24 protein-coding genes and 1 other RNA gene are annotated in these 25091 nt (G+C 60.3%); 10 read left to right on the top strand and 15 right to left on the bottom strand.

Annotation, left to right across the window (positions count from 1 at the left end; genetic code table 11):
- Positions 1–168: 168 nt before the first annotated feature.
- Positions 169–390, bottom strand: coding sequence for a ribbon-helix-helix domain-containing protein (locus HQL44_15005; GenBank protein MBF0269892.1), 222 nt, complete (start codon positions 388–390; stop codon positions 169–171).
- Between the two features lie 58 nt (positions 391–448).
- Between HQL44_15005 and HQL44_15000 the strand changes: the two genes are divergently transcribed.
- On the top strand, positions 449–1714 hold the full coding sequence (locus HQL44_15000) for an NAD(P)H-binding protein (protein ID MBF0269891.1): 1266 nt from the start codon (positions 449–451) through the stop codon (positions 1712–1714).
- Complete coding sequence (locus HQL44_14995) at positions 1714–2181, top strand: DUF2269 domain-containing protein (protein MBF0269890.1); 468 nt, start codon at positions 1714–1716, stop codon at positions 2179–2181. Before HQL44_15000 ends, HQL44_14995 begins: the two co-directional genes overlap by 1 nt.
- Here HQL44_14995 and HQL44_14990 read toward each other — a convergent pair.
- From HQL44_14990 to ssrA, 4 genes are all read right to left on the bottom strand, one after another.
- On the bottom strand, positions 2174–2809 hold the full coding sequence (locus tag HQL44_14990; protein ID MBF0269889.1) for a FecR domain-containing protein: 636 nt from the start codon (positions 2807–2809) through the stop codon (positions 2174–2176). The two genes, HQL44_14995 and HQL44_14990, sit on opposite strands and share 8 nt — an antisense overlap.
- A gap of 34 nt (positions 2810–2843) precedes the next feature.
- Positions 2844–4454, bottom strand: a complete 1611-nt coding sequence (locus HQL44_14985; protein ID MBF0269888.1) for a fumarate hydratase — start codon at positions 4452–4454, stop codon at positions 2844–2846.
- A gap of 21 nt (positions 4455–4475) precedes the next feature.
- Positions 4476–4934: a hypothetical protein gene (locus HQL44_14980; GenBank protein ID MBF0269887.1), complete on the bottom strand. Its 459-nt coding sequence runs from the start codon at positions 4932–4934 to the stop codon at positions 4476–4478.
- A 145-nt stretch (positions 4935–5079) separates the two neighbouring features.
- Positions 5080–5423: a transfer-messenger RNA gene (gene ssrA, locus HQL44_14975) on the bottom strand.
- 34 nt (positions 5424–5457) lie between these two features.
- On the opposite strand from ssrA, the gene HQL44_14970 reads away from it, so the two are divergent.
- The gene (locus HQL44_14970; protein ID MBF0269886.1) at positions 5458–6825 is read left to right on the top strand and encodes a tetratricopeptide repeat protein; all 1368 of its coding nucleotides are present in this window, start codon (positions 5458–5460) and stop codon (positions 6823–6825) included.
- On the opposite strand, the gene HQL44_14965 is transcribed toward HQL44_14970, so the two are convergent.
- Positions 6812–7189, bottom strand: a complete 378-nt coding sequence (locus HQL44_14965) for a hemerythrin domain-containing protein (GenBank protein MBF0269885.1) — start codon at positions 7187–7189, stop codon at positions 6812–6814. The genes HQL44_14970 and HQL44_14965 overlap by 14 nt on opposite strands.
- 109 nt (positions 7190–7298) lie before the next feature.
- A complete protein-coding gene (gene gph / locus HQL44_14960) occupies positions 7299–7967 on the bottom strand; it encodes a phosphoglycolate phosphatase (GenBank protein MBF0269884.1) in 669 nt (222 codons plus the stop codon).
- A 74-nt stretch (positions 7968–8041) separates the two neighbouring features.
- Between gph and hemN the strand changes: the two genes are divergently transcribed.
- Positions 8042–9391 carry an oxygen-independent coproporphyrinogen III oxidase gene (gene hemN / locus HQL44_14955; GenBank protein ID MBF0269883.1) on the top strand — a complete coding sequence of 450 codons (1350 nt, stop codon included), beginning with the start codon at positions 8042–8044 and terminating at the stop codon, positions 9389–9391.
- A gap of 200 nt (positions 9392–9591) precedes the next feature.
- Here hemN and HQL44_14950 read toward each other — a convergent pair whose 3' ends face one another.
- The 3 genes from HQL44_14950 to HQL44_14940 all read right to left on the bottom strand — a co-directional run bounded on the left by HQL44_14950 (position 9592) and on the right by HQL44_14940 (position 12872).
- Positions 9592–9765: a DnaJ domain-containing protein gene (locus HQL44_14950; GenBank protein ID MBF0269882.1), complete on the bottom strand. Its 174-nt coding sequence runs from the start codon at positions 9763–9765 to the stop codon at positions 9592–9594.
- A 318-nt stretch (positions 9766–10083) separates the two neighbouring features.
- Positions 10084–10827 (bottom strand): AAA family ATPase, encoded by a 744-nt coding sequence (locus HQL44_14945; protein MBF0269881.1) that lies wholly within the window; start codon positions 10825–10827, stop codon positions 10084–10086.
- Positions 10824–12872 carry a molybdopterin oxidoreductase family protein gene (locus tag HQL44_14940; GenBank protein ID MBF0269880.1) on the bottom strand — a complete coding sequence of 683 codons (2049 nt, stop codon included), beginning with the start codon at positions 12870–12872 and terminating at the stop codon, positions 10824–10826. The genes HQL44_14945 and HQL44_14940 overlap by 4 nt, the downstream gene beginning before the upstream one ends.
- 71 nt (positions 12873–12943) lie before the next feature.
- On the opposite strand from HQL44_14940, the gene HQL44_14935 reads away from it, so the two are divergent.
- Both HQL44_14935 and HQL44_14930 read left to right on the top strand, forming a co-directional pair.
- On the top strand, positions 12944–14032 hold the full coding sequence (locus HQL44_14935) for an NAD(P)/FAD-dependent oxidoreductase (GenBank protein ID MBF0269879.1): 1089 nt from the start codon (positions 12944–12946) through the stop codon (positions 14030–14032).
- Positions 14029–15135, top strand: a complete 1107-nt coding sequence (locus HQL44_14930; GenBank protein MBF0269878.1) for a glycosyltransferase family 4 protein — start codon at positions 14029–14031, stop codon at positions 15133–15135. The genes HQL44_14935 and HQL44_14930 overlap by 4 nt, the downstream gene beginning before the upstream one ends.
- Here HQL44_14930 and HQL44_14925 read toward each other — a convergent pair.
- Positions 15119–16918, bottom strand: coding sequence for a tetratricopeptide repeat protein (locus HQL44_14925; protein MBF0269877.1), 1800 nt, complete (start codon positions 16916–16918; stop codon positions 15119–15121). The genes HQL44_14930 and HQL44_14925 overlap by 17 nt on opposite strands.
- A gap of 99 nt (positions 16919–17017) precedes the next feature.
- Here HQL44_14925 and HQL44_14920 point away from each other — a divergent pair, with 99 nt between their 5' ends.
- Genes HQL44_14920 through HQL44_14910 form a run of 3 tightly spaced genes read left to right on the top strand, consistent with a single transcriptional unit; the run spans position 17018 to position 19722 of the window.
- Positions 17018–17545, top strand: a complete 528-nt coding sequence (locus tag HQL44_14920; GenBank protein MBF0269876.1) for a pilus assembly protein — start codon at positions 17018–17020, stop codon at positions 17543–17545.
- A 1-nt stretch (position 17546) separates the two neighbouring features.
- Positions 17547–18107, top strand: a complete 561-nt coding sequence (locus HQL44_14915) for a pilus assembly protein (GenBank protein MBF0269875.1) — start codon at positions 17547–17549, stop codon at positions 18105–18107.
- 10 nt (positions 18108–18117) lie between these two features.
- Positions 18118–19722, top strand: coding sequence for a pilus assembly protein (locus tag HQL44_14910; protein MBF0269874.1), 1605 nt, complete (start codon positions 18118–18120; stop codon positions 19720–19722).
- On the opposite strand, the gene HQL44_14905 is transcribed toward HQL44_14910, so the two are convergent.
- The gene (locus HQL44_14905) at positions 19712–21118 is read right to left on the bottom strand and encodes a deoxyribodipyrimidine photo-lyase (protein MBF0269873.1); all 1407 of its coding nucleotides are present in this window, start codon (positions 21116–21118) and stop codon (positions 19712–19714) included. The two genes, HQL44_14910 and HQL44_14905, sit on opposite strands and share 11 nt — an antisense overlap.
- A 115-nt stretch (positions 21119–21233) precedes the next feature.
- Entirely contained in the window at positions 21234–21398 is a 165-nt protein-coding gene (locus tag HQL44_14900; protein MBF0269872.1) for a DUF1127 domain-containing protein, read from the bottom strand.
- A 122-nt stretch (positions 21399–21520) separates the two neighbouring features.
- Between HQL44_14900 and HQL44_14895 the strand changes: the two genes are divergently transcribed.
- Positions 21521–22435 (top strand): transcriptional regulator GcvA, encoded by a 915-nt coding sequence (locus tag HQL44_14895; GenBank protein ID MBF0269871.1) that lies wholly within the window; start codon positions 21521–21523, stop codon positions 22433–22435.
- Here the strand turns inward: HQL44_14895 and HQL44_14890 are convergent, their stop codons facing one another.
- Positions 22436–24190 carry a HAMP domain-containing protein gene (locus HQL44_14890; protein ID MBF0269870.1) on the bottom strand — a complete coding sequence of 585 codons (1755 nt, stop codon included), beginning with the start codon at positions 24188–24190 and terminating at the stop codon, positions 22436–22438.
- A complete protein-coding gene (locus tag HQL44_14885) occupies positions 24187–25041 on the bottom strand; it encodes a phosphate/phosphite/phosphonate ABC transporter substrate-binding protein (GenBank protein MBF0269869.1) in 855 nt (284 codons plus the stop codon). The genes HQL44_14890 and HQL44_14885 overlap by 4 nt, the downstream gene beginning before the upstream one ends.
- Positions 25042–25091: the final 50 nt, after the last annotated feature.

The raw sequence follows: 25091 nt of genomic DNA, 5'->3' as shown, positions 1-25091 counted from the left end.
TTTGACGCATCAGTCGGCCATTTCCTTCGAAGCCCGAAGGGACGCGGTGATTTTGCCGCCCGAATGCGTTGCTTGCCCCTTGTGGACAGCCAGTCCACGGCGGGCCAAGCGCCTGTTCAGACAACAAAATCTCCAGCGTCGCGTCCGTGGCGTTAATGAGTTCTGACCCTAGGGCGACTTGCGATAATGCTCAAGCGCCAGAAGACGCAGCGCGCTGGAAAGCCCATTCGCTTGGCGCGTTTCGTCGGTCTTCGCCACCAGATCGCTCAAGGATGTCTGGCGCTGGGCGGCGATTTCTTCCAAGGCTTTCCAGAATTCCGGCTCAAGCGCCACGCTGGTCCGGTGCCCGGCAATCGACAGCGAGCGCTTGCGCAACTGATTGGACGTCATGCGCCTTCCTTTGTGCTGATTCTGAAGGCAGAATGATACCCTTCAAGGGGAGGCGCAAGTGCGGGTTCTCGTTCTGGGTGCCAAGGGGTTTATCGGCCGACATATTGTGGCGGCACTTTTGTCGGCAGACCATCAGGTGATTGCTGCGGTGCGCGAGACGGGGGAGATGCCTCGACGCTTTCCGGGCATTTCCGAGATAGCAGTCGATCTCAACAGCGACGTTGCGCCAGAGGACTGGGCGGATCGGCTTAAGGGCGTTGATGCTGTTGTCAACGCGGCTGGAATTTTACGTGCCGCTCCTGGCCAGTCTTTGGATGCCGTTCATGTCAGTGGCCCCATGGCCTTGTATCAAGCCTGCCAGATGGCCGGGGTGAAGCGCATCATTCACATTTCCGCCACAGGCGCGGATAAAGAGGCAGGAACCGGTTTTGCGCTGAGCAAATATGAAGCGGAAGAACGTTTGAAGCAACTCGACCTTAACTGGTTGATCCTGCGCCCGTCCTTGGTATATGCGCAGGGAAGCTATGGCGGCACGTCCCTGATGAGAGGGCTTGCCGCGTTGCCAATCGTCATTCCTGTTCCCGGCTGCGGCGATCAGGTCTTTCAGCCTCTGCACGCCGACGATTTGGCACAGGCGGTGGTCCGCTTTATCGAAACGGGCGAACCGAGGCAATGCACGCTCGAGCCTTGTGGGCCAGAGCAACTAAGCCTTAGGGAAATTCTTGTCAAACTGAGGGCTTGGCTTGGATTGCCCCAGGCCTTCGTATTGCCTGTTCCTCTATGGCTGATCCGAGTGGCATGCAAGGTCGGCGATCTTATCGGGGGCGGCCCATTTTCAACCACGGCACTGTCCCAATTGCTGCACGGCAACGCAGCAAGTGCCACGGCGTTTGAAGGCGCAACCGGCTTGCGGTTTCTCAGCATGGACCAATGGCATGTTAAATGCCCCTCGCATGTCCAGGACCGCTGGCACGCGCGTCTTTATTTTCTGAATCCGTTGCTGCGAGCCGTCCTGGCTATTCTGTGGCTGGCATCGGGACTGATGGGCTTGTTTCTGGCGCCGGAAAGCTGGACGGAGATACCCGTTTCACCCATTTGGGTCCGTCTCGCCGGCGCTTTCGATCTTATGCTGGCGGCCAGTTTGATCCTTGGGCGTGGGCTGCATTGGAGCCTGCCGTTGCAAGGCTTGATGGTTGCCGGTTACACAATATTTCTATCGCTTCTGACTCCCGCCTTGTGGCTGGAACCACTGGGACCTCTATTGAAAAATCTTCCTATTCTTGCCGCCATTCTCGTTTTGTGGGCTATGGAGGAAAAGAAATAATGGAACCATTCTTCCTGGTCAAAATCGTGCATATCTTGTCGGCAACTTTGTTGTTTGGCACTGGATTGGGGACAGCCTTCCACATGTGGTTCGCCTATCGACGTGGCGATGCCAAGGTTCTGGCTGTGGTGACATCAAACGTTGTTTTGGCTGATTGGTTGTTCACGGCCAGTTCTGGCGCAGTGCAGGTATTAACCGGCCTCGCCCTGATTTATCTGGGCGGACACGACCCTCTCGCCCTGTGGCTGCAGTTCGTCTATGGGCTTTATGTTTTGGCTTTGGCCTGTTGGCTGCCCGTGGTGGCAATCCAGTATAAGGTGCGAGACTTGGCCAGAAAAGCGACGAACGAAGGATCGCCGCTGCCCGTTCAGGCTCACCGTCTCATGCGGATATGGTTTGCCCTTGGCTGGCCTGCTTTCCTGGCCTTGGTGGGCATCTTCGCTCTGATGGTCATCCGCCCTACTTAAACGACACCGTCGCCGCCGCTTCGGCCTGGCGCTCGGGCGACCAGACAACGGGTGCCCCAGGCGCTCCGCCCGCCGCAATCGAGGTGCCCAGGCCCGCCCCGGCCAGTTCCACCTTGCCCAGTTGGTTCTCGACCACCACGCCCTTGCCTTCCAGCACCAGGACATTGTAGCCGCTTCCTTCTCCCAGCCCGCCGCCCCAGAAAGTGGTGCCGCGAATGCCGATGGTCGCCACCGCCGTTCGCACTTTGTAGGGCTGGTCTTCCAGCTTGGCGATGCCCGCCGTGGTCGCCTTGAAAGCGCCCTGGACGACACTGAGCAGGCTGTTGCCCTTGATCTTCACGGGATCATAGAGATAGGCATCGACCACCAATTGGCCGTTTTCGCCCAGCACCAAGGTGCCGCCGTCGGTAAAGCGCAGTTCGAGGCGCGAGTCCTTGCCGGTCGACAGCTTATCGCCGACATGCACGAGGGCGCCCTTTTGGGTCAGCGCCAGCCCGTTCAGCATGGCGCTTTCTTGAATGCGCGAGACATGCCCTGCGATGACCGGCGGCGCTTTTTTGTCAGCGGCGCAGGCGGGCAGGGCCAGGGCCAGAAGGATCGGCAGCAGAAAAACGGAGCGGCGAAACATCTTGCTCTCCTTGCTTGCGTGACGTTGGCGACGGCTATAGTTTCTCGAAAAAGTCGTTGCCCTTGTCGTCGACGATGATGAAGGCGGGGAAATTTTCGACCTCGATCTTCCAGACGGCTTCCATGCCCAGTTCGGGATATTCCAGCACCTCGACCTTCTTGATGCAGTCCTGAGCCAAACGGGCCGCCGAGCCGCCGATCGATCCCAGATAGAAGCCGCCATGCTTCTTGCAAGATTCGGTCACCGCCTTCGAACGATTGCCCTTGGCCAGCATGACCATGCTGCCGCCATTGGCCTGGAACAGATCGACATAGCTGTCCATGCGCCCCGCCGTGGTGGGGCCGAAAGACCCCGAGGCCATGCCGGTGGGCGTTTTGGCGGGGCCAGCGTAATAGACCGGATGATCCTTGAAATATTGCGGCAGGCCCTGGCCGGAATCGAGACGTTCTTTCAGCTTGGCGTGCGCGATGTCGCGGGCCACGATCAAGGTGCCGGTCAGCGCCAATCTGGTCTTGATGGGATATTGCGACAATGTGGCCCTGATCTCGCTCATCGGCTTTTTAAGGTCGACGTTCACCACTTGGCCGCTCAGTTTGCTTTCGTCAATCTTGGGCAGATATGTCGAGGGATCGGTCTCCAAGGCTTCCAGGAACAAGCCATCCTTGGTGATCTTGGCCACCGCTTGGCGGTCGGCGGAACAGGAAACGCCCAGTCCCACCGGCAGCGATGCGCCGTGGCGCGGCAGGCGGATGACGCGCACATCGTGGCAGAAATATTTGCCGCCGAACTGCGCGCCCAGGCCCATATTCTGCGTCATCTTATGGACGATGGCTTCCAATTCGGGGTCGCGGATGGCGTGCGCCGCCTTCGAGCCTACGGTCGGCAGACCATCGAGATAGCGGGCCGAGGCCAGCTTCACGGTCTTTAGGCACATTTCCGCCGAAGTGCCACCGATGACGATGGCCAGATGGTAGGGCGGACAGGCCGCCGTGCCCAGTGTGCGAATCTGCACATCCAGGAATTTCAGCAGGCTGTCGGGGTTCAACAGCGCCTTGGTCTGCTGATACAGATAGGTCTTGTTGGCCGAGCCGCCGCCCTTGGCCATGAACAGAAATTTATAGGCGTCGCCATTCACCGCCGAAATGTCGATCTGGGCGGGCAGGTTGTTGCCGGTGTTCACTTCCTCGTACAACGAGACCGGAGCCACTTGGCTGTAGCGCAGGTTCAGTTCGGTATAGGCGCGCTGAACGCCCGCCGACAGGGCAGCCTCGTCGCCGCCGCCGGTCCAGACTTGGCCGCCCTTCTTGGCGGTGATGATGGCGGTGCCGGTATCCTGACACATCGGCAGCTTCATGCCCGCCGCGATATTGGCGTTCTTCAGCATGTCGAAGGCGACGAAGCGATCATTCTCGCTGGCTTCGGGATCTTCCAAAATCGCCGCCAGTTGTGCAAGGTGGCTGGGGCGCAACAGGTGCGAAATGTCCTTGAAGCCCTCGAAGGCCAGGATCTCCAGCGCCTTGGGTTCGACCACCAGCACGTCCTTGCCCTTGAATTTCTCGACGCCGACATGATCCTTGGCGATCTGGCGATATTGCGTGGCGTCGGGGGCAAGCGGGAACATCTCTGAGAAGGCGGTGTCAGCCATGGGAACCTCGAAGAGTGGGCGTTATTTCTTGCGAAAGGCGTCGAGCGTTACGACCTTGGCGCCGTTGTCCTTGGCGACCGGCAGCTCTGCCGGTTCGGTTTTGGCTTTGGGGTCGGCCACGATTTCGGTCTGGAATTGCAGGCCGAACTTGCAGGAAGGATCGGCAAAGGCGGTGATGGCGGCAAAGGGCACCACCAAGGTTTCCTGCACGCCGCCGAAAGACAGACCGACCGAGAACCCCTCCTCGCCGACATCCAGATTCCAGAACTGGTGCTGAAGAACGATGGTGATTTCCTCGGGATAGCGTTCGCGTAGATGGGTGGGCAGGGCCACGCCGGGATGACGCGTGCGGTAGGTGATGTAGAAATGATGCTGGCCGGGAAGGCCGCCGCGCTTGCCCACCTGCAACAGGCACTGGCGCACCACGCCCTTCAGCGCGTCTTCAACCATTTTGTCGTATCGGAAGGCGCTGTCTGTCATGGGTCCCCTTTATATCTGTCCCTCAAGCGCTGCGCGCGATGCGCGCCAATTAAACATTGCCAGCAAAGCTGGTGGGCGGGTTGCTTGGCAACCCTGGGTCTTGCCAGGAGAGAACGAGGCCGCAGGGGCCTTGTTCACGATAATAAGTGGGGGGCTTCTGTTGCCCGGTGCCCCCCGAACCGCGCTAAAGCCTATAATCATGCCCCGTTAGGGGCGTAGATTACGCGGCAATGGCGAGAGCCTCGTTGTCGTTGGCTCTTGTAAAACGGCCCGCTAACGGCGGAACCATACCGGGCACAGACCCTGCCTTTACCACACGCGTCGATCCTGTTTCGCCCCCAAGCTCAGCCCGACAACCAGGCCTTGGAATGGTGGAGGCGCCGGGTACCGCCCCCGGGTCCGCAATGCTTATTCTGCAAGGCGTTTAGCGCCATAGCCGGTTTCCCGGCAGTTCTGAATATAGGGTGTAAAGGCTGGCTTGGGAAGAGCTTGGGACATGGAGGGCGGATGGGTATAGTGGGCCATGGCCGACCCGTTTCTGATTTCCGCCCTGCGCTTTTTGGAAGTTGGCGACGATTTGCGTCGCCAGGGCCGGTTTGGCGATGCTGAGAGCGCCTATCGCAGCGTCCTGGACATCGATCCCGACAATGGCCCTGCTTGGCTGGGCCTGGGCTTGGCCTCTGAGGGAAAGGGCGACGGCTTAGCCGCCCGCTTGGCGTTCGAGCGGGCGACGCATTTCATGCCAGACAGGGCCGAAGCCTGGCTTGGCTTGGCCTCGGCCTGCCAAGCGCTGAACGATCCCTTTGCCGCCGTCGAAGCCTGGTTGAAGGCCAGAAAACTGAAGCCCGACGATTTGCGCATTTACAATGTGGTTTGGCAGGCCCTGAACGAGATTACTGGCCAGCCGGAGGGGAGCGGCTATGCCGGGGCCATCGGGCGGGGCAACGCCTTCAGGTCACAGGGTCAGACCCAAGTCGCCCTGGCCGCCTATCTTGAGGCCCAAAAGCTGGCCCCGGACCTTCCCTTCGCTTACTCAAGGGCGGGCTGCCTGCTGGCCAAAGCGGGCGATTTGCCGGGGGCGGAAGCCCAATTCGCCCAGGCCAGGGAGCTTTTTGCCTGGGTGGAGAGCGGCATCCGCCTTGATCCTGGCTTCTTTCAAGACTTGCCTGACCGTCCGCACGCCTTCGAGTGGGTGCAAAGGGCCGAAGGCGAGGGGCCGCTGGCGGTCATCGGTTGCGACAAAGGCTATTTCGACCGTTATGCGGCGAACCTGCTGGCGTCGCTGCGCCGTTTCGAAGGCGAAACGGCTAGCCTGCATGTGCATTTGATCCATCCTGACGAGGATTGTTTGGCGGCGGCCAGGGCGCTTCGGGTTGGCGTCAGCCTGGAACGTCCGCCGCTGGGCGGGCATTCGCGCAATTTCGTGAACACCTACTACGCATCGGCCCGTTTTCTGGCCCTGCCCGGATTGTTGGAAAGCTACGCCCGCCCGCTTCTGGTCATGGATGTCGATGCGGTGGCGCTAAAACCCCTGGCGCCGTTGTGGGAGGTTCTGACCGGCTGCGATATGGCGATCCGCAGGCTTGAAGGATCGATGGTCGATCCTTGGAACGAGCCGCAGGCCAATCTGGTCGGCGTTTCTCCGACCAGCCAAGGGCTGGCCTTTGCTAGGTCCCAGGCCAGTTTCTTGGCGCATTTCGTGGACAAGAAGCAATTGTTCGGCTTTTTCGACCAGACGGCGCTTTATTCGGTGCTGGCCGCCGATCCCCGCCTTGGCGGGCTGAAAAAGGGCGTTTTTCCCGGACATGCCTACGGCTATCCGCAAAATCCCGGGGCAGGTCATCTGATTTATCCGGAGTCCTTGCTGGTCGGCGAATTCAAGACGCCTTAGCCAGCTGGGGATAGTCGCGCTTGTCGTGCGCCATGATGTGGCTGACCATCCAATGGCGCAGGAAGGCGGCGGTGGCCGAATCGAATTCTTTTCCGCCCCCTTTCAAAAGACGCTGACAGATCGCCTCCAGTTCGGCGAACAGGCGGATATGTTCCGATTGATGCTTGGCGGCCATGGCCGCGTTGCGGCTGTTCAGATAGGCTTCCTCATGCGCGAAGTGCGCCAAAGTGTGCGACATCAGCGCCGCCACGGCGTCTTCGAGATTTTGCCGCGCCTCCGGCTTTTGCCCGGTTTCGAACAGGTTGTTGACCAGATTGATCAAATTCAGATGGGCCGCATCCAACTCGTCAACGCCAACGCTCATGGATGGGGACCAAAGGATGGTTTTCTCGTTCACGCTCTACCGTCTCCTCAATTCTTCACTGCTTGAAGAAGGGGTGCGCGGGGGTCGGAATCAAGGTGCGGATAAAAACTTATCGGGCGGAAAACCAGCGAAGGGCCGTGGGCAGGTCGCCCATGCTCTCGATTAGGAGATCGGCGCCAAGCGATTCAGGTGCCGTGCGCGCATAGCCATAGGTGACCGCCACTACTGGGACGTTCAGCGCCTTGGCGGCATCGACGTCGTTGGCGTTGTCGCCGATCATCACCGCCTGCTCCTTGCCGACACCCAGCTTTTCGAGAGCCAAGACAAGAGGGGCGGGATCGGGTTTCAGGGCACGGGCCGATCCCGCGCCCACCACCACGTCGAACAAATGCCCCAACTCCAGGCATGCCAGCACTTGTTCAGTCGCTTCCTGCGGTTTGTTGGTCACCACAGCCAGTTTCACACCCTGTTCCTTCAAATGGGAAAGGGTTTCCACGACGCCGGGATAGACGGTGGTGCGCTGGGCGGGGGCTTCCTCGTAAAGCTCGAGAAAGCGCTTTACTTTGGATTCGATATCCGCAGGTTGCGCTTGGCCCGCCGCCGCAAAGGCGCGCTCGACCAGCTTCTTGGCGCCATCGCCGATCATCAGGCGAACCTCGGCCTGTTCCAGACGTCTCAGCCCACCCTCGGCCAATTGTAGATTGAGGGCATGGGACAGATCGGGCAGGCTATCGACCAAAGTGCCGTCGAGATCGAATAAAAGGGCCAGAATTTGCATGTGATAAAGCTAGACGGAAAACCACAGGGCTTCAAGGGTTGCCGTGCCGGGGGCGAAAAGGATAAGGTTGCGCCATGCGACAAGAATGGCTTGATAAATACGATCTGCGCCTGCCGCGCTATACCTCGTATCCCACCGCCCCGCATTTCCATGCCGGGGTGAATGCCGCGACCTATGAGGAATGGCTGGCGGATCTGCCTGCTGATTTGCCGCTGTCCCTGTATCTGCACATCGCTTATTGCGCCGAAATGTGCTGGTTCTGCGGCTGCCACACCAAGATCACCCAGCGCTACGAGCCGGTGGCCGATTATCTGCAGGTCCTGTTCGCTGAAGTCGGCATGGTGGCCGCCCGGCTAGGCAAGAAGCGACATGCCCGCCATATCCATTTCGGCGGCGGCAGTCCCACCATCCTGACGCCCGAGGATTTGTCGCGCACCATCGATCTGATGCGCCAGCATTTCGACGTGGCGGCGGACGGCGAAATCGCGGTCGAGCTGGACCCGCGCACGGCGGACGAAGCCTATGTCAAGGCGATGGCGAAGGCGGGGGTCACGCGGGCCAGCATCGGCGTGCAGGATTTCGACGAGAAGGTGCAGCGTGCGATTAATCGCATCCAACCTTTCGAGGTCAGCCTGCGCGTGATCGACTGGTTGCGGGCCAGCGGCATCCAAGACATCAATGTCGATCTGGTCTATGGCCTGCCCCATCAAACCGAGGCCAGCGTCATCGATCTGGTGGAACGGGCGGCGGGCCTTAGCCCCAAGCGCGTGGCGCTGTTCGGCTATGCGCATGTGCCCTGGATGAAGAAGCATCAGCGCTTGATCGACGAGAAGACCTTGCCAGACGTGCCCGAGCGCTGGCGCCAATATCTGTCGGCCACCAAACGGCTGGTCGAGCTGGGCTATGTGGCGGTGGGGCTTGACCATTTCGCGGCCCCCGACGACGAACTGGCGATAGCGCTGCGCGAAAAACGCCTGTTTCGCAATTTCCAGGGCTACACCACCGACAGCGCTTCGGCCCTGATCGGCTTTGGCGCGTCATCCATCGGCGCGCTGCCGCAAGGTTATGTCGGCAATGAAGGCAGCATCGACGCCTATAAGCGCGTGATCCGCGAAGGCAAGCTGGCAGTGACGCGCGGTGTTGCCGTATCCGGCGAGGACAAGCTGCGCCGGGCCGTGATCGAGCGGTTGATGTGCGATTTGTCCGTCGATCTGGATGAAACGGCCAAGCGCTTTGGTCAAACGCCAGCCTATTTCGCCAATGAATTGGCAAGGCTTAGGCCGTTGGCCGAAGATGGCATCTGCGACATTTCAGGCAATGTGATCGCCGTCACCGAAGAGGGCCGCCCTTTGGTGCGCGCCGTCTGCGCCGCCTTCGACACCTATCTGAAGGCTGGCGAGCAACGCCACGCCAAGGCGGTTTAACTATTTGGCCCTTCGACGTTTCAAGTGGATTTGCCAATTTTTCAGAGGCCAGTAAACACATCGTCATGCCCGGCCTTGAGCCGGGTATCCACGCCTTGCCTTCTGGTGTTTTTGCAAGAAAATCGTGGATGGCCGGGTCAAGCCCGGCCATGACGGATTGAAACATCCGACAAATTCCACTTCTTACGCCGAAGAGCTTATTACTTCTTGCCCATCAGCACGTCGCGGGCTTGGTTGATTTGCGCCGCCAAGGCGTCGCTGCCGCCCGCGTCGGGATGCATTTTCTGGATCAAGCGCTTGTAGGCGATTTGTATCTCGTCGCTGGAGGCTCCGGGTTTCAGGCCCAGCACCGCATAGGCTTCTTCGCTGCTCATGCGCTGCTGGCCCGGCCTGGGCGGCGCTTGTTGTCCGGATGAGGATTTGGACGTCCCTTGGGTATAGCTTTTGAATTGCCGCCACAGGGCATGCGCCTGCATGCCCCGCATCGCCCAGGGAATCAAGGCCGAAAGCGCTGCGCCCGCCCAGGCCAGCCTTCCCGTCATGGCCAGGAAAGCGGCGGTCAGCACGACGATGCTGACCAAACCCCAGGTGAGCGCGCGTTTGGCCTGGCCGGGCTTCGACAGCGACAGCCAGCGCATCAGCAAGATCAGCCCGATACCGGCGAAGACGCCGAAGACCAGCCAAGACATTTCCTATATCCTTATGGCGTCGAGAAGGTTGCGCAGTTCCTGGCGCGCCGCGACATGCGACATGGTATAGGATATCTGCGCCTCGGCAAGATCAAGCAAGGTCAGGCCCTGCAAGAACAGTTCGCGGAAAATCACGCGCTCGGATAGCCCTGGCGCCTGGCGAAAGCGAATGCGCGCCGACAAATCGCCCAGCACGCCTTCCATGGCCCTGGCGTTGCGCGACCCCAATTGCGAGATGCGGTTGCGGGCCACGATCCAGTCGATCTGGCCGCGGTCCTGCTTGAAACGATCCTGCCTAGCCTTCCAGACCATTTCGCTATAGCCGCTGGGCCGCAAGATTTTATGGCTGGCGGGATCGACCCTGGCCAAGACGTCAAGATCGAGAAAGCTGTCGTTCAAGGGGGTGATCAGCGTATCGGCCACGGCGTGCCCGGCGCGCGCCAAGGGCGTATCCGATCCCGGCGTGTCCAGGATGATCACATCGGCATTGGGGGCCAATTGCGAGATCGCCGCCAGCAGATCGGCAGACGTGGCGTCGGCCGCCAGCGGCAAGGTGTCGGGCGCGGGCAAGCTGGGGTGAAAGCTGCGCCGGTTTTCAAGGTAACGGGTCAGCGATCCTTGATTGGGATCGAGATCGAGCGCCGCCACGCGCTTGCCCTGGCGCAGCAACCCCACCGCCGTGTGGACGGCCAGGGTGGATTTTCCCGTGCCGCCCTTGGCGTTTCCGAAAACCAGAAGGCTGGTCATGGCATCGCCAGCCAGACTTTCGTGTCGTGGAAGGGAGCGCCTCCCTTAGGCGGAATCGCATCGGCGCTGGTCAGAAGATTGATGCCCGCGCCGCCTTGGAAATCGGCGTTTCCCCACAGGCCTTCCGCAATCACCACGCCCGGCGGCACGCCATCGAAGGATTTGGCGGCCAGCAGCAAGGAGCCTTTCTCGTTGCCCATGCGCACCATCTGGCCATTGGCCAAAGACAGGCGCTTAAGGTCAGCGGGATGCACCATCACGGTGGGCGTGTTCTCGGCCTTGCGAGAGGATGGCGTTTCATTGAACGAGGAATTCAGGAAATGGCGGGCCGGGGCCGTCACCAGACGGAAGGGATGGCGCTCGTCCTCGACGTCGATGGCCGCGTAATGATCGGGGAAGGCGGGCAGGCCATCTTGGCCCCAATCCGGCTTGAAGTGGAAGCGCTGATCCGCATGGCCGAAGCCGTTCAGGAAATGCGTGGCTTCGAAGCCGGGCGACATGTCGATCCAGCGAAGACGGGCGGCTTCTTCGGCCGATGGCAGGCCAGACATCGACAAGGTGGCGTCGATCAGCTCCCAGGCGGTCAGCTCGAATCCCGGATGCTGCGCGCCAAGCCGCTTGGCAAGGGCGCGGATCACATCATGGTTGCTGCGCGCCTCGCCAATCGGGGCGATCACCGCCTTGGACACTTGAAGAAAACTGGTGCCGTACGAGCTGTACAGATCGTCATGTTCCAAGAATGTGGTGGCGGGCAGCACGATATCGGCCATCAGCGCCGTTTCGCTCATGCGCTGCTCATGCACGCAGACGAACAGGTCGCTGCGCATGAAGCCTGCCTGCACTTTCTTGAAGTCGGGCGCCACCACCATCGGATTGGTGTTCTGGATCAGCATGGCATGCACGCCGGGACCCTGGCCGATGTCTTGCTTGTCGCCGGTCAGGATGGGGCCGATGCGGCTCATGTCAAGCTGGCGAATGCCCGGCTTGGCGGCGTCCGAGCCATCGAGCAGATGCATCTTCAGGCCTTTGAAACAAGCGCTGTTGTTCATCAGGCCGCCGCCGCCTTCGACGGTCCATGCGCCGGTCACGGCGGGCAGGCAAGACACGGCATGAGCCGCCACCGCGCCATTGCGCTGACGGGTAAAGCCGAAACCCAGGCGCAGATAGCTTTTCTTCGTCGAGCCGTACAGGCGGGCAAAGGCGATGATTTCATCTTCCGACAGGCCGGTGATTTTGGACGCCCAGGCGGGCGAGCGGCTGGAAAGATGCGCCTCGACGTCGGGGCCGAAATCGGTCAGGCGGGCCAGATAGTCAAGGTCCGCCAGGCCTTCCTTCAGCAGCACATGCATGACGGCTGCGGCCAGCGCGCCATCGGTGCCGGGCTTCAGCATCAGATGCATGTCGGCCTTTTCGGCGGTGGCGTTGCGGTAGGGATCGATCACCACCAGCTTGGTGCCACGGCTGCGCTTGGCTTCGGTGATCAAGGTCATCACCTGAATTTGCGTGGCCACCACATTGGTGCCCCAAATCACGATCAGGTCCGATTTCACCATTTCGCGCATATCGACGCCCAGCTTGGCGCCGACGCCTGCCAACAGACCGGCGCCCCCGGCGCTGGAGCAGATGGTGTAATGCTGTCCGGCATAGCCCATGACATGGCGCAGGCGTTCCAGCGAATTGCGCATCACCAGCCCCATCGTGCCCGCATACTGGTAGGGCCAGACGGATTCCAATCCGTGCAGACGGGCAACGTCCCTGAAACGGTCGGCGACTTCATCCAGCGCCTCGTCCCAGGAAATGGCCGCGAATTTGCCTTCGCCCTTGGCGCCGGTGCGCTTTAAGGGCGTGGTCAGACGGCCTTCGTGATGCACCCGTTCCGCATAGCGGGCGACCTTGGCGCAGATGACGCCTTGCGTATGGGGATGGTCCTTGGCGCCCGACAAACGGCCGATGCGGCCATCTGGCAACAGCTCCACATCAAGCGCGCAGGCGCTGGGACAATCATGGGGGCAGACCGAGGGGCGGGTCGTCATGCTTGGCTCCATTGAAGAGTTTGGGAATCTACCCTGTCAGGCCCGACTTGACCACCCCCTGGGCGAAAGACCACAATCTCGCCATGGAAAGTCAGGATGCCGTGGTGATTGGGGCGGGCGTGGTCGGGTTGGCCATCGCCAGGGCGCTTGCGCGGGCGGGACGCGACGTTCTGATCTTGGAATCCGAGGGCGTCATCGGCACCGGGACAAGTGCGCGCAACAGCGAAGTCATCCATGCGGGTCTGTATTATCCCAAGGACAGTTTGAAGGCCCGATTCTGCGTCGAAGGCGGTCGCCTGCTCTATGACTATTGTCAAGCCAGGGGGATTGCCCATCAGCGTCTGGGCAAGTTGCTGGTGGCGACCAACGAAGCCGAAAAGCCGCTTCTGGAGAAACTGAAGCAATCGGCCAAGGACAATGGCGTCGAGGGGCTGCAGGATTTGACGGCAGCCCAGGCACAAGCGCTGGAGCCTGACCTGTTCTGCCTGGCCGCACTTTATTCGCCGAACACAGGCATTCTGGACAGCCATGCGCTGATGTTGTCGCTGCTGGCCGATGCCGAGGCCAAGGGGGCGGTTCTGGCCCTAAAGTCGCCGGTCGTGGGCGGCGCATTGAGCGGTGAGCGCATCCACCTCAAGGTGGGAGGGGCCGAGCCGACCGAGATTGAAGCCGGTCTTGTCGTCAATGCGGCGGGTCTTGGCGCTTGGGCGGTTGCCCGCGAGATTGTCGGGTTGCCGCCAGCCCATATCCCGCCATGCCATTTCGCCAAGGGAAATTACTTCAATTTGATCGGAAGAACGCCCTTCTCGCGCTTGGTTTATCCCGTGCCCGGCCATGCTGGACTGGGCGTGCATTTCACCCGCGACCTGGCCGGACGGGGGCGCTTCGGCCCCGATGTGGAATGGGTGGACAAGATCGACTACCAGGTCGATCCTGAGCGCGGCCTGGCTTTCTATGATGCGATCCGCAACTACTGGCCGGGCCTGAAGGACGGCGCCTTGGAACCGGGCTATGCGGGCATCCGCCCCAAGGTGCAAGGGCCAAACGATCCGGCGCAGGATTTCGTGATCGAACGCGCCCACCCAGGATTCATCGGGCTTTACGGCATCGAATCGCCCGGCCTGACTTCCTGCTTGGCAATTGGCGGGCATGTCGCCAGGATGGCGGCATGAAAATCTGCTTCATGGATCCCATCGACTGGGATTATACGGTCGAAACGCCTTATCAACGCCCCATGGGCGGCTCGCAGTCCGGGCTGTGTTATCTGGCTGCCGAGTTGGCCAAGCGCGGGCATGAAGTCAGTTTTGCCAACAAGACGTCAACGCCAGGGATTTATCGCGGCGTTGACTGTTTGGGGCCGACAAAGGGATTCGCGGGCGATTTTCTGAAAAGCCAGGATGTCGTCGTTGCGCTGAATTGCTGCATTGGCCAGTCTTTGCGCAACAGCCTTGGAAACGGCGGGCCAAAGCTGATTTTGTGGAACCAGCATGCCGCCGATCAGAAGGCAATGTCGTTCCTGGCAAGACAGTCCGAGCGCGAGACTTGGGACGCCTTCGCGCTTGTCAGCGATTGGCAGAGCGGCGAATTCGTCAAGGACTTCGGTTTGCAGCCGTCACGCATTGGCGTCATGCGCAACGCGATCTCCCCGGTCTTTGAATCGCTGACTTTGCCCAAGCCCTGGTTCATGTCGGGCCAAGCGCCGGTCTTCGCCTATACAAGCACGCCGTTCAGGGGGTTGGATGTGCTGCTGCTGGCTTGGCCCAGTATTCGCAAGTCCATTCCCGGCGCCACCTTGAAAATCTATTCCAGCATGAAAGTATATAATGCCCAGGAAGAGGCGCATGAGGTTCTGTACGCCCTGGCGCGCGATCTGAAGGGCGTGGAGCATGTGGGATCAATTCCGCAGCCGGAATTGGCCAAGGCGCTGTCGCGCGCATCGATCTTGTCCTATCCCAATACATTCGCCGAAACGTCATGCATCGCCGTGATGGAAGCGATGGCGGCGGGATGTCTGATCGTCACATCGGAATTGGGGGCTTTGCCGGAAACCACGGCTGGCTTTGGCATCTTGATGAAACCGGGGTCTGTTCCCATGGATCATGCCCACGCCTATGCCCAAGCCATGCGCCAGGTGCTGGATAAGGTCAAGCGCGAACCAGAGGGACTGGCCGAGCATTTGGCGCGCCAGGTGGCCTATGTTAGAAGCGCGTGCATTTGGGCGAAGCGAGCGGAAGAGTGGGAAGTCTGGCTTGGGCGGATCAGCGGGAAGAACTAACATCGGCGCACCAGTGCTTCCAAAGGTCGCGCAGGAGCGTTTCCAGATTCCTTGTGAATGTCTTGCAGTCCAACAAAGGCGAAGCGGACATGCGGGCGCGCAGTTCCCCCCTTAACTCCTGCAGGCGCGCAAGATCGGCCGCCAACCCTTTTGCCTTGGCGATGTAGTCGGCTTCACTGCTGGCGATCAGTTCATTCAGGCCCAGCGTGTCCAGAAAGCTGGTCGAATGACGACTGGCGAAGGTGGCGCCGGGCAAGGTAACGACAGGAACTCCCATCCACAAGGCTTCAAGCGTCGTAACGCCGCCGGAATAGGCCATTGGGTCCAGCGCGATATCGACCTGTGCGTACGAGGCCAGCAGATCGCCGTGCGCCAAGCCCGGACTGACATCAAGGCGGCTGGGATCCAGTCCCGCCGCCATCATTTGGCTGCGGAAATATTCCGCCCGTTCACTCGACTGAAACGCTTGCGCGCGCAGCAGAAGCCTTGCCGTTGGAAGGTCGGCCAGCAGGGCGGCCCAAGACCGAAGCGTGCGCTGGGAAAGTTTAACCGGATTGTTGAAACATCCGAAGGTGACGAAGCCATTCTCAATGGCTGGGCTGCGGCTGGGAGGTGGCGCTTCGGCGGGGGGTGTGAAACATAGCCATGAATTTGGCAGGCATGCGACCTTCTCCACATAGAAGCGATCCTCGTCGGGAAAAATCTGATGCCTGTCGGAAACAATCCAATCCATGGCCTTCAGGCCGGTGGTGCTGACATATCCCATCCAGCTGACCTGAACCGGCGCCGGCTTCATGGCAAAGACACGAAGCCTGTTCGATGCCGTGTGTCCGGCCAGATCAATCAAGATGTCAATTTCATCTTCGCGAATGCGCTTTGCCAAGGCCGCGTCATCCATTCCATCGACCACCGTCCAGGCGGGAACGTGCGCCCTCATTCGCTGGGTAAGATCATCGTCCTTGCGGTGATCGCAGTAAACCCTCACCGCCACTTTGGACGGGTCGAGGTGGGCCAGAACGCCTTCCAGGAAATAGCCGACCGGATGGCGCCTTAGATCGGCGGAAATAAAGGCGACGCGCAAGATCCGCTCGGCATCGCGGCTGTTGGCATGCGCCTTCCAAGTTTTTCTTAAGGGCAAGCCCACGCTTTCTTCGAAGCCAATGCTTGCGCCAAATAACGTCTCGGCGGTCTCCGCTTCCGCATATTGGCGGCTCAGCAGAAAATTGCTCCAAAGCGCAGCATCGGACGGGGCAAGGCGAATCGCTTGGCGGTAAGCATGCGACGCTTCCTCGTGACGGCCCAGGTCGGCCAGCGCGTTGCCAAGGTTTGTGAAAGCCCAGACAAATTTCGGATCAAGCGAAATTGCCTGCTGATATGACGCAATGGCTTGTAGCGTGTTGCCCGATCCAGCCAAGGCCTTGCCAAGATTATAGTGAAGTTGAGGGCTGTTCGGCGAAAGCGCCAGCGCCTGCCTTAAAAGTGCGATCGCCTCGGCTCCCTGGCCGATGCGCGCCAAAAGAGCGCCAAAAGCGGACAGGGTTTGCGGCCTTTGGGGGGGAATGCGCAAGGCGCGCCGGTACAGCGAGACCGCGGCTTCGGTTTCGCCCATCTCTGCCGCCGCCGCCGCCAGCTCCGCCACGGCTTCTGGCAGCGCGCCGAATTCCCCAAGGAGCTTGGAAAAAAGGGATTCCGCTTCGCGCAGGCGGCCTGCCCGGTGATGGCGCTTGGCCTGCTCAAGGCGGGAAGAGAAAATTTTATGTATATTTTGGTCGGATTTCGCCATTGTTCGCTTGTCATGATCTCTTCGAACGAGTGACCCTAGTCACAGGACCCGTAGCTAAAATGCCCTAGGATGAAGCTAAGAGTAAACCAGGAAAAAGCCATGTTCCGCCTTCCCGCCCTTTTCAGAAACCCGATCCGCCGCAAGGAGCGCGGCAGTCTTAGCGTCGAATTCGCGCTCTTGGCCCCGGCGTTTCTGATCCTTCTGTTCGGCATCATCGAATCGGGTGTCATGCTTTTGCATTCGGTCGTCATGGAGGGGGCGGCGCAGGAGGCAGCGCGCCAGGTGCGCACAGGCGTCGTGCAGAATGCGGGCGATCCGGAAACAGCTTTCAAGAATCTGCTTTGCGACAATCTTTACCACATGATGTCGTGCAACGACCTGAGCTATACCGTCGATACCTTCCCCACCTTCGTTCTGTCCAGCATGACCAGCATGTTCGACGCCAACGGCAATCTGGTGCCTTCAAGCTATGCCGACACCGAGCCGGGCGACATCGTCATCGTGCGCGTGGCCCGGGTCTGGAGTTTCATGACGCCTTTGATCAGCTATGCCTACGGAACGGAAACGATGCAGTTGATAACGACGGTCGTTTTCAGGAACGAGCCGTTCACGCCGGCGGGAAGTTGACATGTTCATTTCATCAATCCGCAATTGGGCAGGCAGATTGGGCAAAAGCCGGGGAACGGCGGCGGTCGAATTTGCCCTGATCGCTCCCATGATGATCGCGCTTTACATGGCGACCATCGAACTGACCGGCGTGCTTCTGGTTGAACGCAAGATTATCGCCGCCACGGAAACGGTCGCCGATCTGGTATCGCAAGAAAGCGTCATCACGCCCGCCGAGGTCGATGACGTTATCGTCGCCGCACAAAGAATTTTCGATCCCTATTCCACCGCGGCACTGTCAATCAACATCGCCAGCGTGCGCTACAATACGACCAGCGGCGCGCCGGAAATCGAATGGCAGCGCATCGTGGGCACGACGGGCGGCAGCAGCGTGCTGACCCAGGCGGTGGGGCTTGGATTGCCCGGCGAAGGCGTTCTGATCGCCTACTTGACCTATACCTACACGCCGCTCTTTGGCACCTTGATCACCGATACCATCTTTCTGGAAGAAATGTCGTTCTTGCGGCCGCGCCGTTCGCCGGTCGTCAAATGTTCGACCACCAGTTCCACTTGCTCAAGCTAGGAGACGGACCATGTCCGCGAGCCGGATTCTGAAACGATTTCTAGGCGACCGGCGGGGAAATATGGCGGTCATTCTCGCCATCGCCCTGGTTCCGCTGATTCTGGGCATTGGCGTCGCTGTCGATATTTCCAGGGCCTATGTCGTGCGGTCGCGTCTGGCCTACGCCCTCGATGCGGCCGGATTGGCCGTAGGGTCCACCCAGGGCGATCAGGCGGCGCTGCAAACGACGATGGAGAATTTCTTCTACAAGAACTATCCCGCTGAAGTCATGGGAACCCCAACCGGCCTTCAGATGACCATCGACAGCGTGAACAATACGGTGGCCTTAAGCGCCAGCGTCAATCTGGAAACGGTGTTTCTGTCGGTGGTCGGCGTGAATTATCTGGACGTCTCCTACTCCAACGAGATCACGCGCGAGATCAAGGGGCTTGAAGTGGTGCTGGCGCTGGATACGACCGGCTCCATGGCGTCCAGCGGCAAGATTCAGGCCTTGCGCACGGCGTCGCAGGATTTGGTCGACATTCTGTTCGGCGAACAGACGCAGCCCGAGAAACTGCGTTTGGGCATGGTGCCCTTCGCGACGGCGGTCAATATCGGCCCCAGCAACAGCGATTATGTGAAATGGGGCGTTTCGCAATATGCGCCCTGGATATCGTCGTCGGGCGAGACGGTCAATCTGTCCAGCTACACCACAAATGCCGACGGAACGTCGACCGGCACCAGTTGGAAAGGCTGCGTGCGCGAGCGCGAGGATGCGACGCACACGACGAATTCACCCGATGTGACGGATGTCTATGACGGCACCTTGGGAACCAATGGCAAATGGGCGCCCTACTACTGGCCGCGGGAACCTTATTCGCGCCCGGGTTCGACCAGCGGCAACACCTATTGCAGGAACCGTTCGTCCAGCAACGGCGTCACCAGCAGCAACAATGTGGGCACGCGCTGGTATTCGATCGACGAAACGGCGACCGACAGCAATTACAACCAGTCCGGACCCAACAAGTCGTGCCCCAGGGCCATCCTGCCGATGACCAACAACCGCAGCAGCATCGAGCAGGAAATATCCGCCCTGGTGCCCTGGGGCGACGATACCGGCACCATCGTCCATGTAGGGCTGGCCTGGGCCTGGCGGGTGATTTCTCCCAGCGCTCCGTTTAGCGAAGGCGTCGATTACGGGACAGACGGCTGGAACAAGGCGATCATTCTGCTTACCGACGGCGACAACACGTCGATCCGCCAAAGCAGTTGCCGCACCGAGAACAATGGCCCCGATCACAGCTATACCGGCTATGGCTATACCTCCGACGAAGGCACCATCGGAACCAGCGCCGTCAGCGGCTATTCAGCCAGGGCCAGCGCCGCCGTGACCAACGAAGACGCGCGCCTGACCGAGGTTTGCAACAACATCAAGGCGTTGCAGACCAACGGCAAAAGCGATGTCGTCATCTATACCATTGCGCTTGGCACCGGCATCAGCACGAGCGTCAAGAACAGGTTGAGGTCTTGCGCTTCGGACACCAGCAAGTTCTTTGATTCGCCTTCGTCGGAACAGTTGAACGCCGCTTTCCAGCAAATCGCCAAGGAACTGTCGAAGCTGAGAATCAGCAAGTAACGCTTTTCTGTCTAGCGGCCAGGGCCAGGGTTCTGGCCTTGGCCAGATCGACCAGAGGCGGCGGGTAGGCGAGGTGTTTGGCGTCGTCCGCCAGCCAGGGAGCGTGCAAATGCTCGTTGGCGAGATGGGCGATCTCGGGAACCCAGCGGCGGACATAACATCCATCCGCATCGAATTTTCGCCCCTGCAGCACGGGATTGAAAATGCGGAAATAGGGCGCGGCGTCGGCGCCAGTGCCCGCCACCCACTGCCAGCCTGCGCCATTGCTGGCGGCGTCGCCGTCCAGCAGCGTCTCTTTGAACCACGCCAAGCCCAAGCGCCAATCTTGCTGCAGTTGCTTGACCAGGAAGGACGCCGCGATCATGCGCACCCGGTTGTGCATCCAGCCGGTGGTCCATAATTCGCGCATGCCTGCATCCACGATGGGAATCCCGGTTTGCCCCTTGCGCCAAGCCTTTAACGTGGCGGCATCGCTTTTCCAGGGGTGCGAGCGGAATTCCGGGCGAAATTCAAGCCGCTCCAGTTGCGGAAACTGGGCCAGCAAATGGGTTGAGAATTCGCGCCAGCCCAGCTCGGACAAAAACTTTTCGCGGCCATCCTCGCTCCCAGCTCCGCTCAGGCGCTTTTTCTCGAGGGCGGCCAGGATCTGCAAGGGGCCGATTTCTCCAAAGTGCAAATGAGCGGACAGGCGCGACGTGCCGTCGATGCCGGGTTGGTCGCGCCGCCGCCCATAATCGGCAAGTTTATTGTCGATGAAATCACTCAGCCTGCGTTTGGCGCCCCGCTCTCCCGGCTGCCAATATTGGGCGAACTGACTTGACCAAGCTGGTTCCTGTCGCGCATCCAGGTCGATATGGCCATCAAGTTTCAATGGCGGCGGCAAGCGCTTGGGAGCAGGCGCTATGCGCGGGATGGGCAGATATTGGCGGCAGCTTCTCCAGAAGGGCGTGAAGACGCGAAAGGGCTGGCCGCTTTTGTTCAAGACTGTCCCTGGCGGGAATAGGTGCGACGATTGCCCGGTCTCGACCTCGACGCCGCTGGCCCTCAGTTTTTCTTCCAACAGGGCGTCTTGCTCGCGAGATTCGGGTTCGAAGACCAGATTCCACAGAACCCGCCCGGCATCGATCCGCTTGGCCAGGGCGGGAATGACCTCAAGCGGCGATCCTTCGAAGACGAACAAATTTTGCCCCAGCCTTGCCAGATCGGCATTCAGGGCGGCCAGGCTTCGTTTTAGCCACCAATGCGCGGCGTTTGAGCGGTCCTGGCCTGGATCCAGGACATAGATCAAGGCCAAGCCGCCCTCGTGTTTGGCCGCCAGCGACAGGGCGGCATTGTCTTCAAGGCGCAGGTCGCGGCGAAACCAGAACAGGCCGGGGCGGGGTGGAGAAGACGGCATGCATCATCAAATAGCCCTTTGGCTTGTCCTCTTCAACGCAGTTTGGTTACCGGGATGTCGAGCGCGCTTCTGACGGGGAGCGGCGGAGTCGTCTTGGCTGTCTTGCCCATGGCGGTTACGCCTTCCAGAACGGCTTTTGAATTTCCGCCCAGGCGCTGGCTTTAGATAGGCCAAGGTCCTTGAGCGCGCCCTCGGGCAGACGAGCCAGTCTGGCCCGGCCCTGGGCATTTTCATGCCAGCGGGTCAGCAGGGAAAAGAAAGCGGGAAGGGAACGGGTCATTGAACTCTCCTGTCAAAAGGGCTTGGCCTGGACCAATCCATAAGTTATGTTGATTTATGCGCCTGCGATTAGCCGCGTACAAACGACGATAATTGCGAGAAACAAATAAGGAAAACTAATCCATGGCCCGCTTGCCGCCCCTGACCTCGCTCAGGGCTTTCGAAGTCGCTGCCCGGCATCTCAGCTTTACGAGGGCCGCCGAGGAACTGCACGTCACCCAGGCGGCGGTCAGCCATCAGGTGAAGTCGCTGGAAGATTTTCTGGGCCAACCCCTGTTCATGCGCCTGACGCGCGCCTTGGAACTGACCCCGGCGGGGGAAAGCTATGCTCCCGTCCTGAGGGAGGCTTTCGAAGCGATCGAGCGCGCCACCAGGCGTTTGATGGAAGACCAGGATCGCCAGGGCGTGTTGAATGTCAGCATCTCGCCCACCATCCTGTCGCGCTGGTTGATCCCCAGATTGCCCGCTTGGCAGGAAACCCATCCCGAGATCGAGCTGCGCTTGGTCAGCACGCCCAAACTGGCAGATTTCGTGCGCGACGGCGTGGATGTCGCCATTCGCCACGGGCAGGGCGTTTGGCCTGGATTAGCGGCGCATCGCATGTTTCAGGCGAAAAGCGTGCCCGTCGCCAGTCCGAAGCTGATGAACGGCCCTGTCGCCTTGAAGCGGCCCGAGGATTTGGCCGGCCATACGCTGCTGCATGATCTGGTCGAGCCGGACAGTTGGCGCATTTGGTTGACGGCGGCGGACGTGAAGGAGATCGACCCTGATCGCGGCATGCGTTTCGGCACCGGGGCCGAAGCGATCCAGGCCGCCGTCGAAGGGGCGGGCGTCGCCCTGGCGCGCAGAGCGGTCATTCGCAGAGACATCGAGGAAGGGCGGCTGATCATTCCCTTCGAAGTGCCGATGCCCAAGAATTTCGCCTTCTATGTCGTCTATCCGGAAGGGGCGGCCAAACGGCCCAAGGTCAGGGCCTTTTGCGACTGGGCTTTGGCGCAGGCGCGCCTAGACGCCTTGGCGGAAGATCGCGAAGGCTGATCAGGGCGCGCCGTCGACGGCGGGCAGGGTGAACATGAAGACGCTGCCAAGATTTGGCTCCGATTTGACCCAGATGCGTCCTTTGTGGTGTTCGACGATGCGTTTGCACACGGCCAGACCGATCCCCGTTCCTTCATAGACGCCGCGACCGTGCAGGCGCTGGAAGATCATGAAGATGCGTTCGAAATATTGCCGGTCTATGCCGATTCCGTTGTCGGCGACCGAGATCGTCCATTGATGATCGCCAGGCGCTGCCTTGATGGAAATGACCAGCGGCCGGTCTGGCGAGCGATATTTGATCGCATTGCCGATCAAATTCTGAAACAGGCGGGTGATCTGGGTGATGTTGCCCGCCACCTGCGGCAGCGCGCCGTCGATCGTGACCGTGGCATGGCTTTCGACGATCAGCAATTGCAGATTGTCCAAAGCGCCTTGAAGCGCCGATGAAAGATTGAAGGCGGCAAAGGGCTTGTCGTCGCGCGTGGCGCGGGAATAGTCCAGAAGATCGAGAATCAGGCGGTTCATGCGCTCGGCGCCATCCTTGGCGTAGGCGATGAATTCGCGAGCGTCGTCGTCCAGCTTGTCGGCATAGCGCCGCTCCAGCAGGCTGACATAGGAACTGACCATCCGCAAAGGTTCGCGCAGATCGTGCGAAGACACATAGGCGAATTGCTCGAGATCGTGGTTCGAGCGCTCAAGGGCCGCCTCGATCTCCTTGCGCGCTGAAATGTCGCGCAGGATCGAAATGCGGCAGGCAGATCCCGCCAGTTCGATATTGTCTGATGAAATCAGGCAAGACAGCGTTTTGCCGTCGCCCCTGGTCAAAACCACTTCGCTGCCGCTGATGGATTCGGGAGAGTTGATGATGTTGTCCAGAGCTTGGGTGCAGTCGGTGGCGCACAGAACGGAAATCGAGGCGCCCAAGGCCTCGCGGCGCGGCATCGCGAAAATGCGTTCGAAGGCAGCGTTGACGTCCAGGATATGACTTTCGGAATCCGTAATGATCATGGCGTCCGGGCTGCCTGAAAAGGCCTTGGAGAATTTCTCCTCGCTCAAGGCCAGGGCGCGCATGCGGGCGTAGAGGGCGTCGGCCATGGCGTTGAAACTGACGGCCAGCTTTCCCACCTCGTCCTTGTCGCCCACCGGAACCCGGATCGACAGATCGCCCTTGGCGATGGTTTCCGCCGCCTCGCTCAGGCGCACCAATCGGCGGGTCAGAAGCAGGCTGATCAGCGAAAGCGCAATGGCCGAAAGCAGGACTTCAAGACCGGCGATCAAGGCGCCTCTGGCCAGCAAGGTTTGCTGCGCTTCGGCCAGCAGGACGGTTTCGACGCCGTAGTGGAGCGTGCCGTAGCGCGATGCCGCCAGCGTGATCGGCAATGACGCGTCGAAACGCTTGCCGATGATCGGTTTGGCCATGGGCTGCGGCAATTCCTTGCTTTCCGCCCAACCGCTGGCGGCCACGCGCTGGCCGCGATTGTTCACCACCACGAGATAGCTGATGGCGTCTTCGTTGCGCAGCGCATCCAAGACGTCTTGCAGGGTCGCCAGGTCTTGCGACGCCAAGGGGCCGGACAGCGAGGCGTTGAACAATTTGCCAACCTCGTCCAGGCGCAAATGGAACAATGATTCCAGGCGAGAATTGGACACGGCGCTGGTGCTGGCCAGCAAAAGCAGCAGCATGAGGATTTCGATGGCCAGACTGGCCGACAGAATCTTCACGCCCAAACGGCACCACTTGCAAACGCCGCTCATGGCTTCTCGCTCAACGCCCGTTCAAGCGCCGGAAGATAGGGGTCAAGCTGTTTCATTTCCGCCTCGGACGTCGGCTCGATGTCTTGATAGCGGGTCGTCTCCAAAAAGCGCTTGCCCTCTTCCGTCTTCGCAAAATCGAGGATGGCGTTTCCAATGGCCTGCGCTTCCGCTCCGGGCATATCCGGCCCGGCCATGAAGATAAGCGGCATGGGCAAGGTTTTGGTGGTCGCAATGGGCCTGAGTTCGGCCCGCTCCTCGGCTTTCATTTGCAGGAACTGCAATTCCGAGATCAAGGCGGCATCGGCTTGGCCGTGTTTGAGGGCCAGCACGGCCGCGTTGTGCGAGGGCAGGGCAAGAAGGGCGGCGTCAGTTGGAATCTTGACGCCTTCCGCCTGCAAGGCGTCTTCGCCCATGGCCGTGACCACGGCCAGACGGTCGGGGGTTGCGATCTTGCGCCCCTTCAGATCGGCCAGTTTGAAGATCGGCGCCGCGGCGGACACCAGAAAGACGCCCCGCATCGAGCTTTTCGGTTGCAGCAGGGGGCGGTATCCCGCCTTCAATTGCGCCAAGCGGGCGAAATGCGGCGCCGTAATGACAAAGCTGTACTGCTTGGCCTGCGTTCGCTCGACGAAAGTTTGGAAATCGGGAGCGGTTACGAACGTCACCGGCCTTTGCAGGCTGCGCTCCAGATGATCCCGAAGGGGCTGGAAACGCTCCATCAGGGTGCGCACGCTTAAGTGCGGAAAAATGCCGACATCCAACGGAGCGGTTTGGGCGTTTGCCTGAAACGCCGCCAGTAGGCTGGCGATCAGGCAAGACGCCGCCAGGCCCAACTTATTAACAAAACGCATAACACATCCCTCGCTTCCGCTTCAGAACTCCTGAAGCGACGCCGATCCAT

This window comes from Alphaproteobacteria bacterium, assembly GCA_015231795.1.
Classification (GTDB): domain Bacteria; phylum Pseudomonadota; class Alphaproteobacteria; order Rhodospirillales; family WMHbin7; genus WMHbin7.
The sequence above is the reverse complement of the archived record's forward strand: the minus strand, read 5'-3'. Positions and strand labels throughout refer to the sequence as shown.

Excerpts from the sequence above, each read along its gene's own strand:
- HQL44_15005 (MBF0269892.1), bottom strand. The coding sequence starts at position 390 with ATGACGTCCAATCAGTTGCGCAAGCGCTCGCTGTCGATTGCCGGGCAC.
- HQL44_14995 (MBF0269890.1), top strand. The coding sequence starts at position 1,714 with ATGGAACCATTCTTCCTGGTCAAAATCGTGCATATCTTGTCGGCAACT.
- HQL44_14990 (MBF0269889.1), bottom strand. The coding sequence starts at position 2,809 with ATGTTTCGCCGCTCCGTTTTTCTGCTGCCGATCCTTCTGGCCCTGGCC.
- HQL44_14985 (MBF0269888.1), bottom strand. The coding sequence starts at position 4,454 with ATGGCTGACACCGCCTTCTCAGAGATGTTCCCGCTTGCCCCCGACGCC.
- HQL44_14980 (MBF0269887.1), bottom strand. The coding sequence starts at position 4,934 with ATGACAGACAGCGCCTTCCGATACGACAAAATGGTTGAAGACGCGCTG.
- HQL44_14970 (MBF0269886.1), top strand. The coding sequence starts at position 5,458 with ATGGCCGACCCGTTTCTGATTTCCGCCCTGCGCTTTTTGGAAGTTGGC.
- HQL44_14965 (MBF0269885.1), bottom strand. The coding sequence starts at position 7,189 with ATGAGCGTTGGCGTTGACGAGTTGGATGCGGCCCATCTGAATTTGATC.
- gph (MBF0269884.1), bottom strand. The coding sequence starts at position 7,967 with ATGCAAATTCTGGCCCTTTTATTCGATCTCGACGGCACTTTGGTCGAT.
- hemN (MBF0269883.1), top strand. The coding sequence starts at position 8,042 with ATGCGACAAGAATGGCTTGATAAATACGATCTGCGCCTGCCGCGCTAT.
- HQL44_14950 (MBF0269882.1), bottom strand. The coding sequence starts at position 9,765 with ATGAGCAGCGAAGAAGCCTATGCGGTGCTGGGCCTGAAACCCGGAGCC.
- HQL44_14945 (MBF0269881.1), bottom strand. The coding sequence starts at position 10,827 with ATGACCAGCCTTCTGGTTTTCGGAAACGCCAAGGGCGGCACGGGAAAA.
- HQL44_14940 (MBF0269880.1), bottom strand. The coding sequence starts at position 12,872 with ATGGAGCCAAGCATGACGACCCGCCCCTCGGTCTGCCCCCATGATTGT.
- HQL44_14935 (MBF0269879.1), top strand. The coding sequence starts at position 12,944 with ATGGAAAGTCAGGATGCCGTGGTGATTGGGGCGGGCGTGGTCGGGTTG.
- HQL44_14930 (MBF0269878.1), top strand. The coding sequence starts at position 14,029 with ATGAAAATCTGCTTCATGGATCCCATCGACTGGGATTATACGGTCGAA.
- HQL44_14925 (MBF0269877.1), bottom strand. The coding sequence starts at position 16,918 with ATGGCGAAATCCGACCAAAATATACATAAAATTTTCTCTTCCCGCCTT.
- HQL44_14920 (MBF0269876.1), top strand. The coding sequence starts at position 17,018 with ATGTTCCGCCTTCCCGCCCTTTTCAGAAACCCGATCCGCCGCAAGGAG.
- HQL44_14915 (MBF0269875.1), top strand. The coding sequence starts at position 17,547 with ATGTTCATTTCATCAATCCGCAATTGGGCAGGCAGATTGGGCAAAAGC.
- HQL44_14910 (MBF0269874.1), top strand. The coding sequence starts at position 18,118 with ATGTCCGCGAGCCGGATTCTGAAACGATTTCTAGGCGACCGGCGGGGA.
- HQL44_14905 (MBF0269873.1), bottom strand. The coding sequence starts at position 21,118 with ATGCCGTCTTCTCCACCCCGCCCCGGCCTGTTCTGGTTTCGCCGCGAC.
- HQL44_14900 (MBF0269872.1), bottom strand. The coding sequence starts at position 21,398 with ATGACCCGTTCCCTTCCCGCTTTCTTTTCCCTGCTGACCCGCTGGCAT.
- HQL44_14895 (MBF0269871.1), top strand. The coding sequence starts at position 21,521 with ATGGCCCGCTTGCCGCCCCTGACCTCGCTCAGGGCTTTCGAAGTCGCT.
- HQL44_14890 (MBF0269870.1), bottom strand. The coding sequence starts at position 24,190 with ATGAGCGGCGTTTGCAAGTGGTGCCGTTTGGGCGTGAAGATTCTGTCG.
- HQL44_14885 (MBF0269869.1), bottom strand. The coding sequence starts at position 25,041 with ATGCGTTTTGTTAATAAGTTGGGCCTGGCGGCGTCTTGCCTGATCGCC.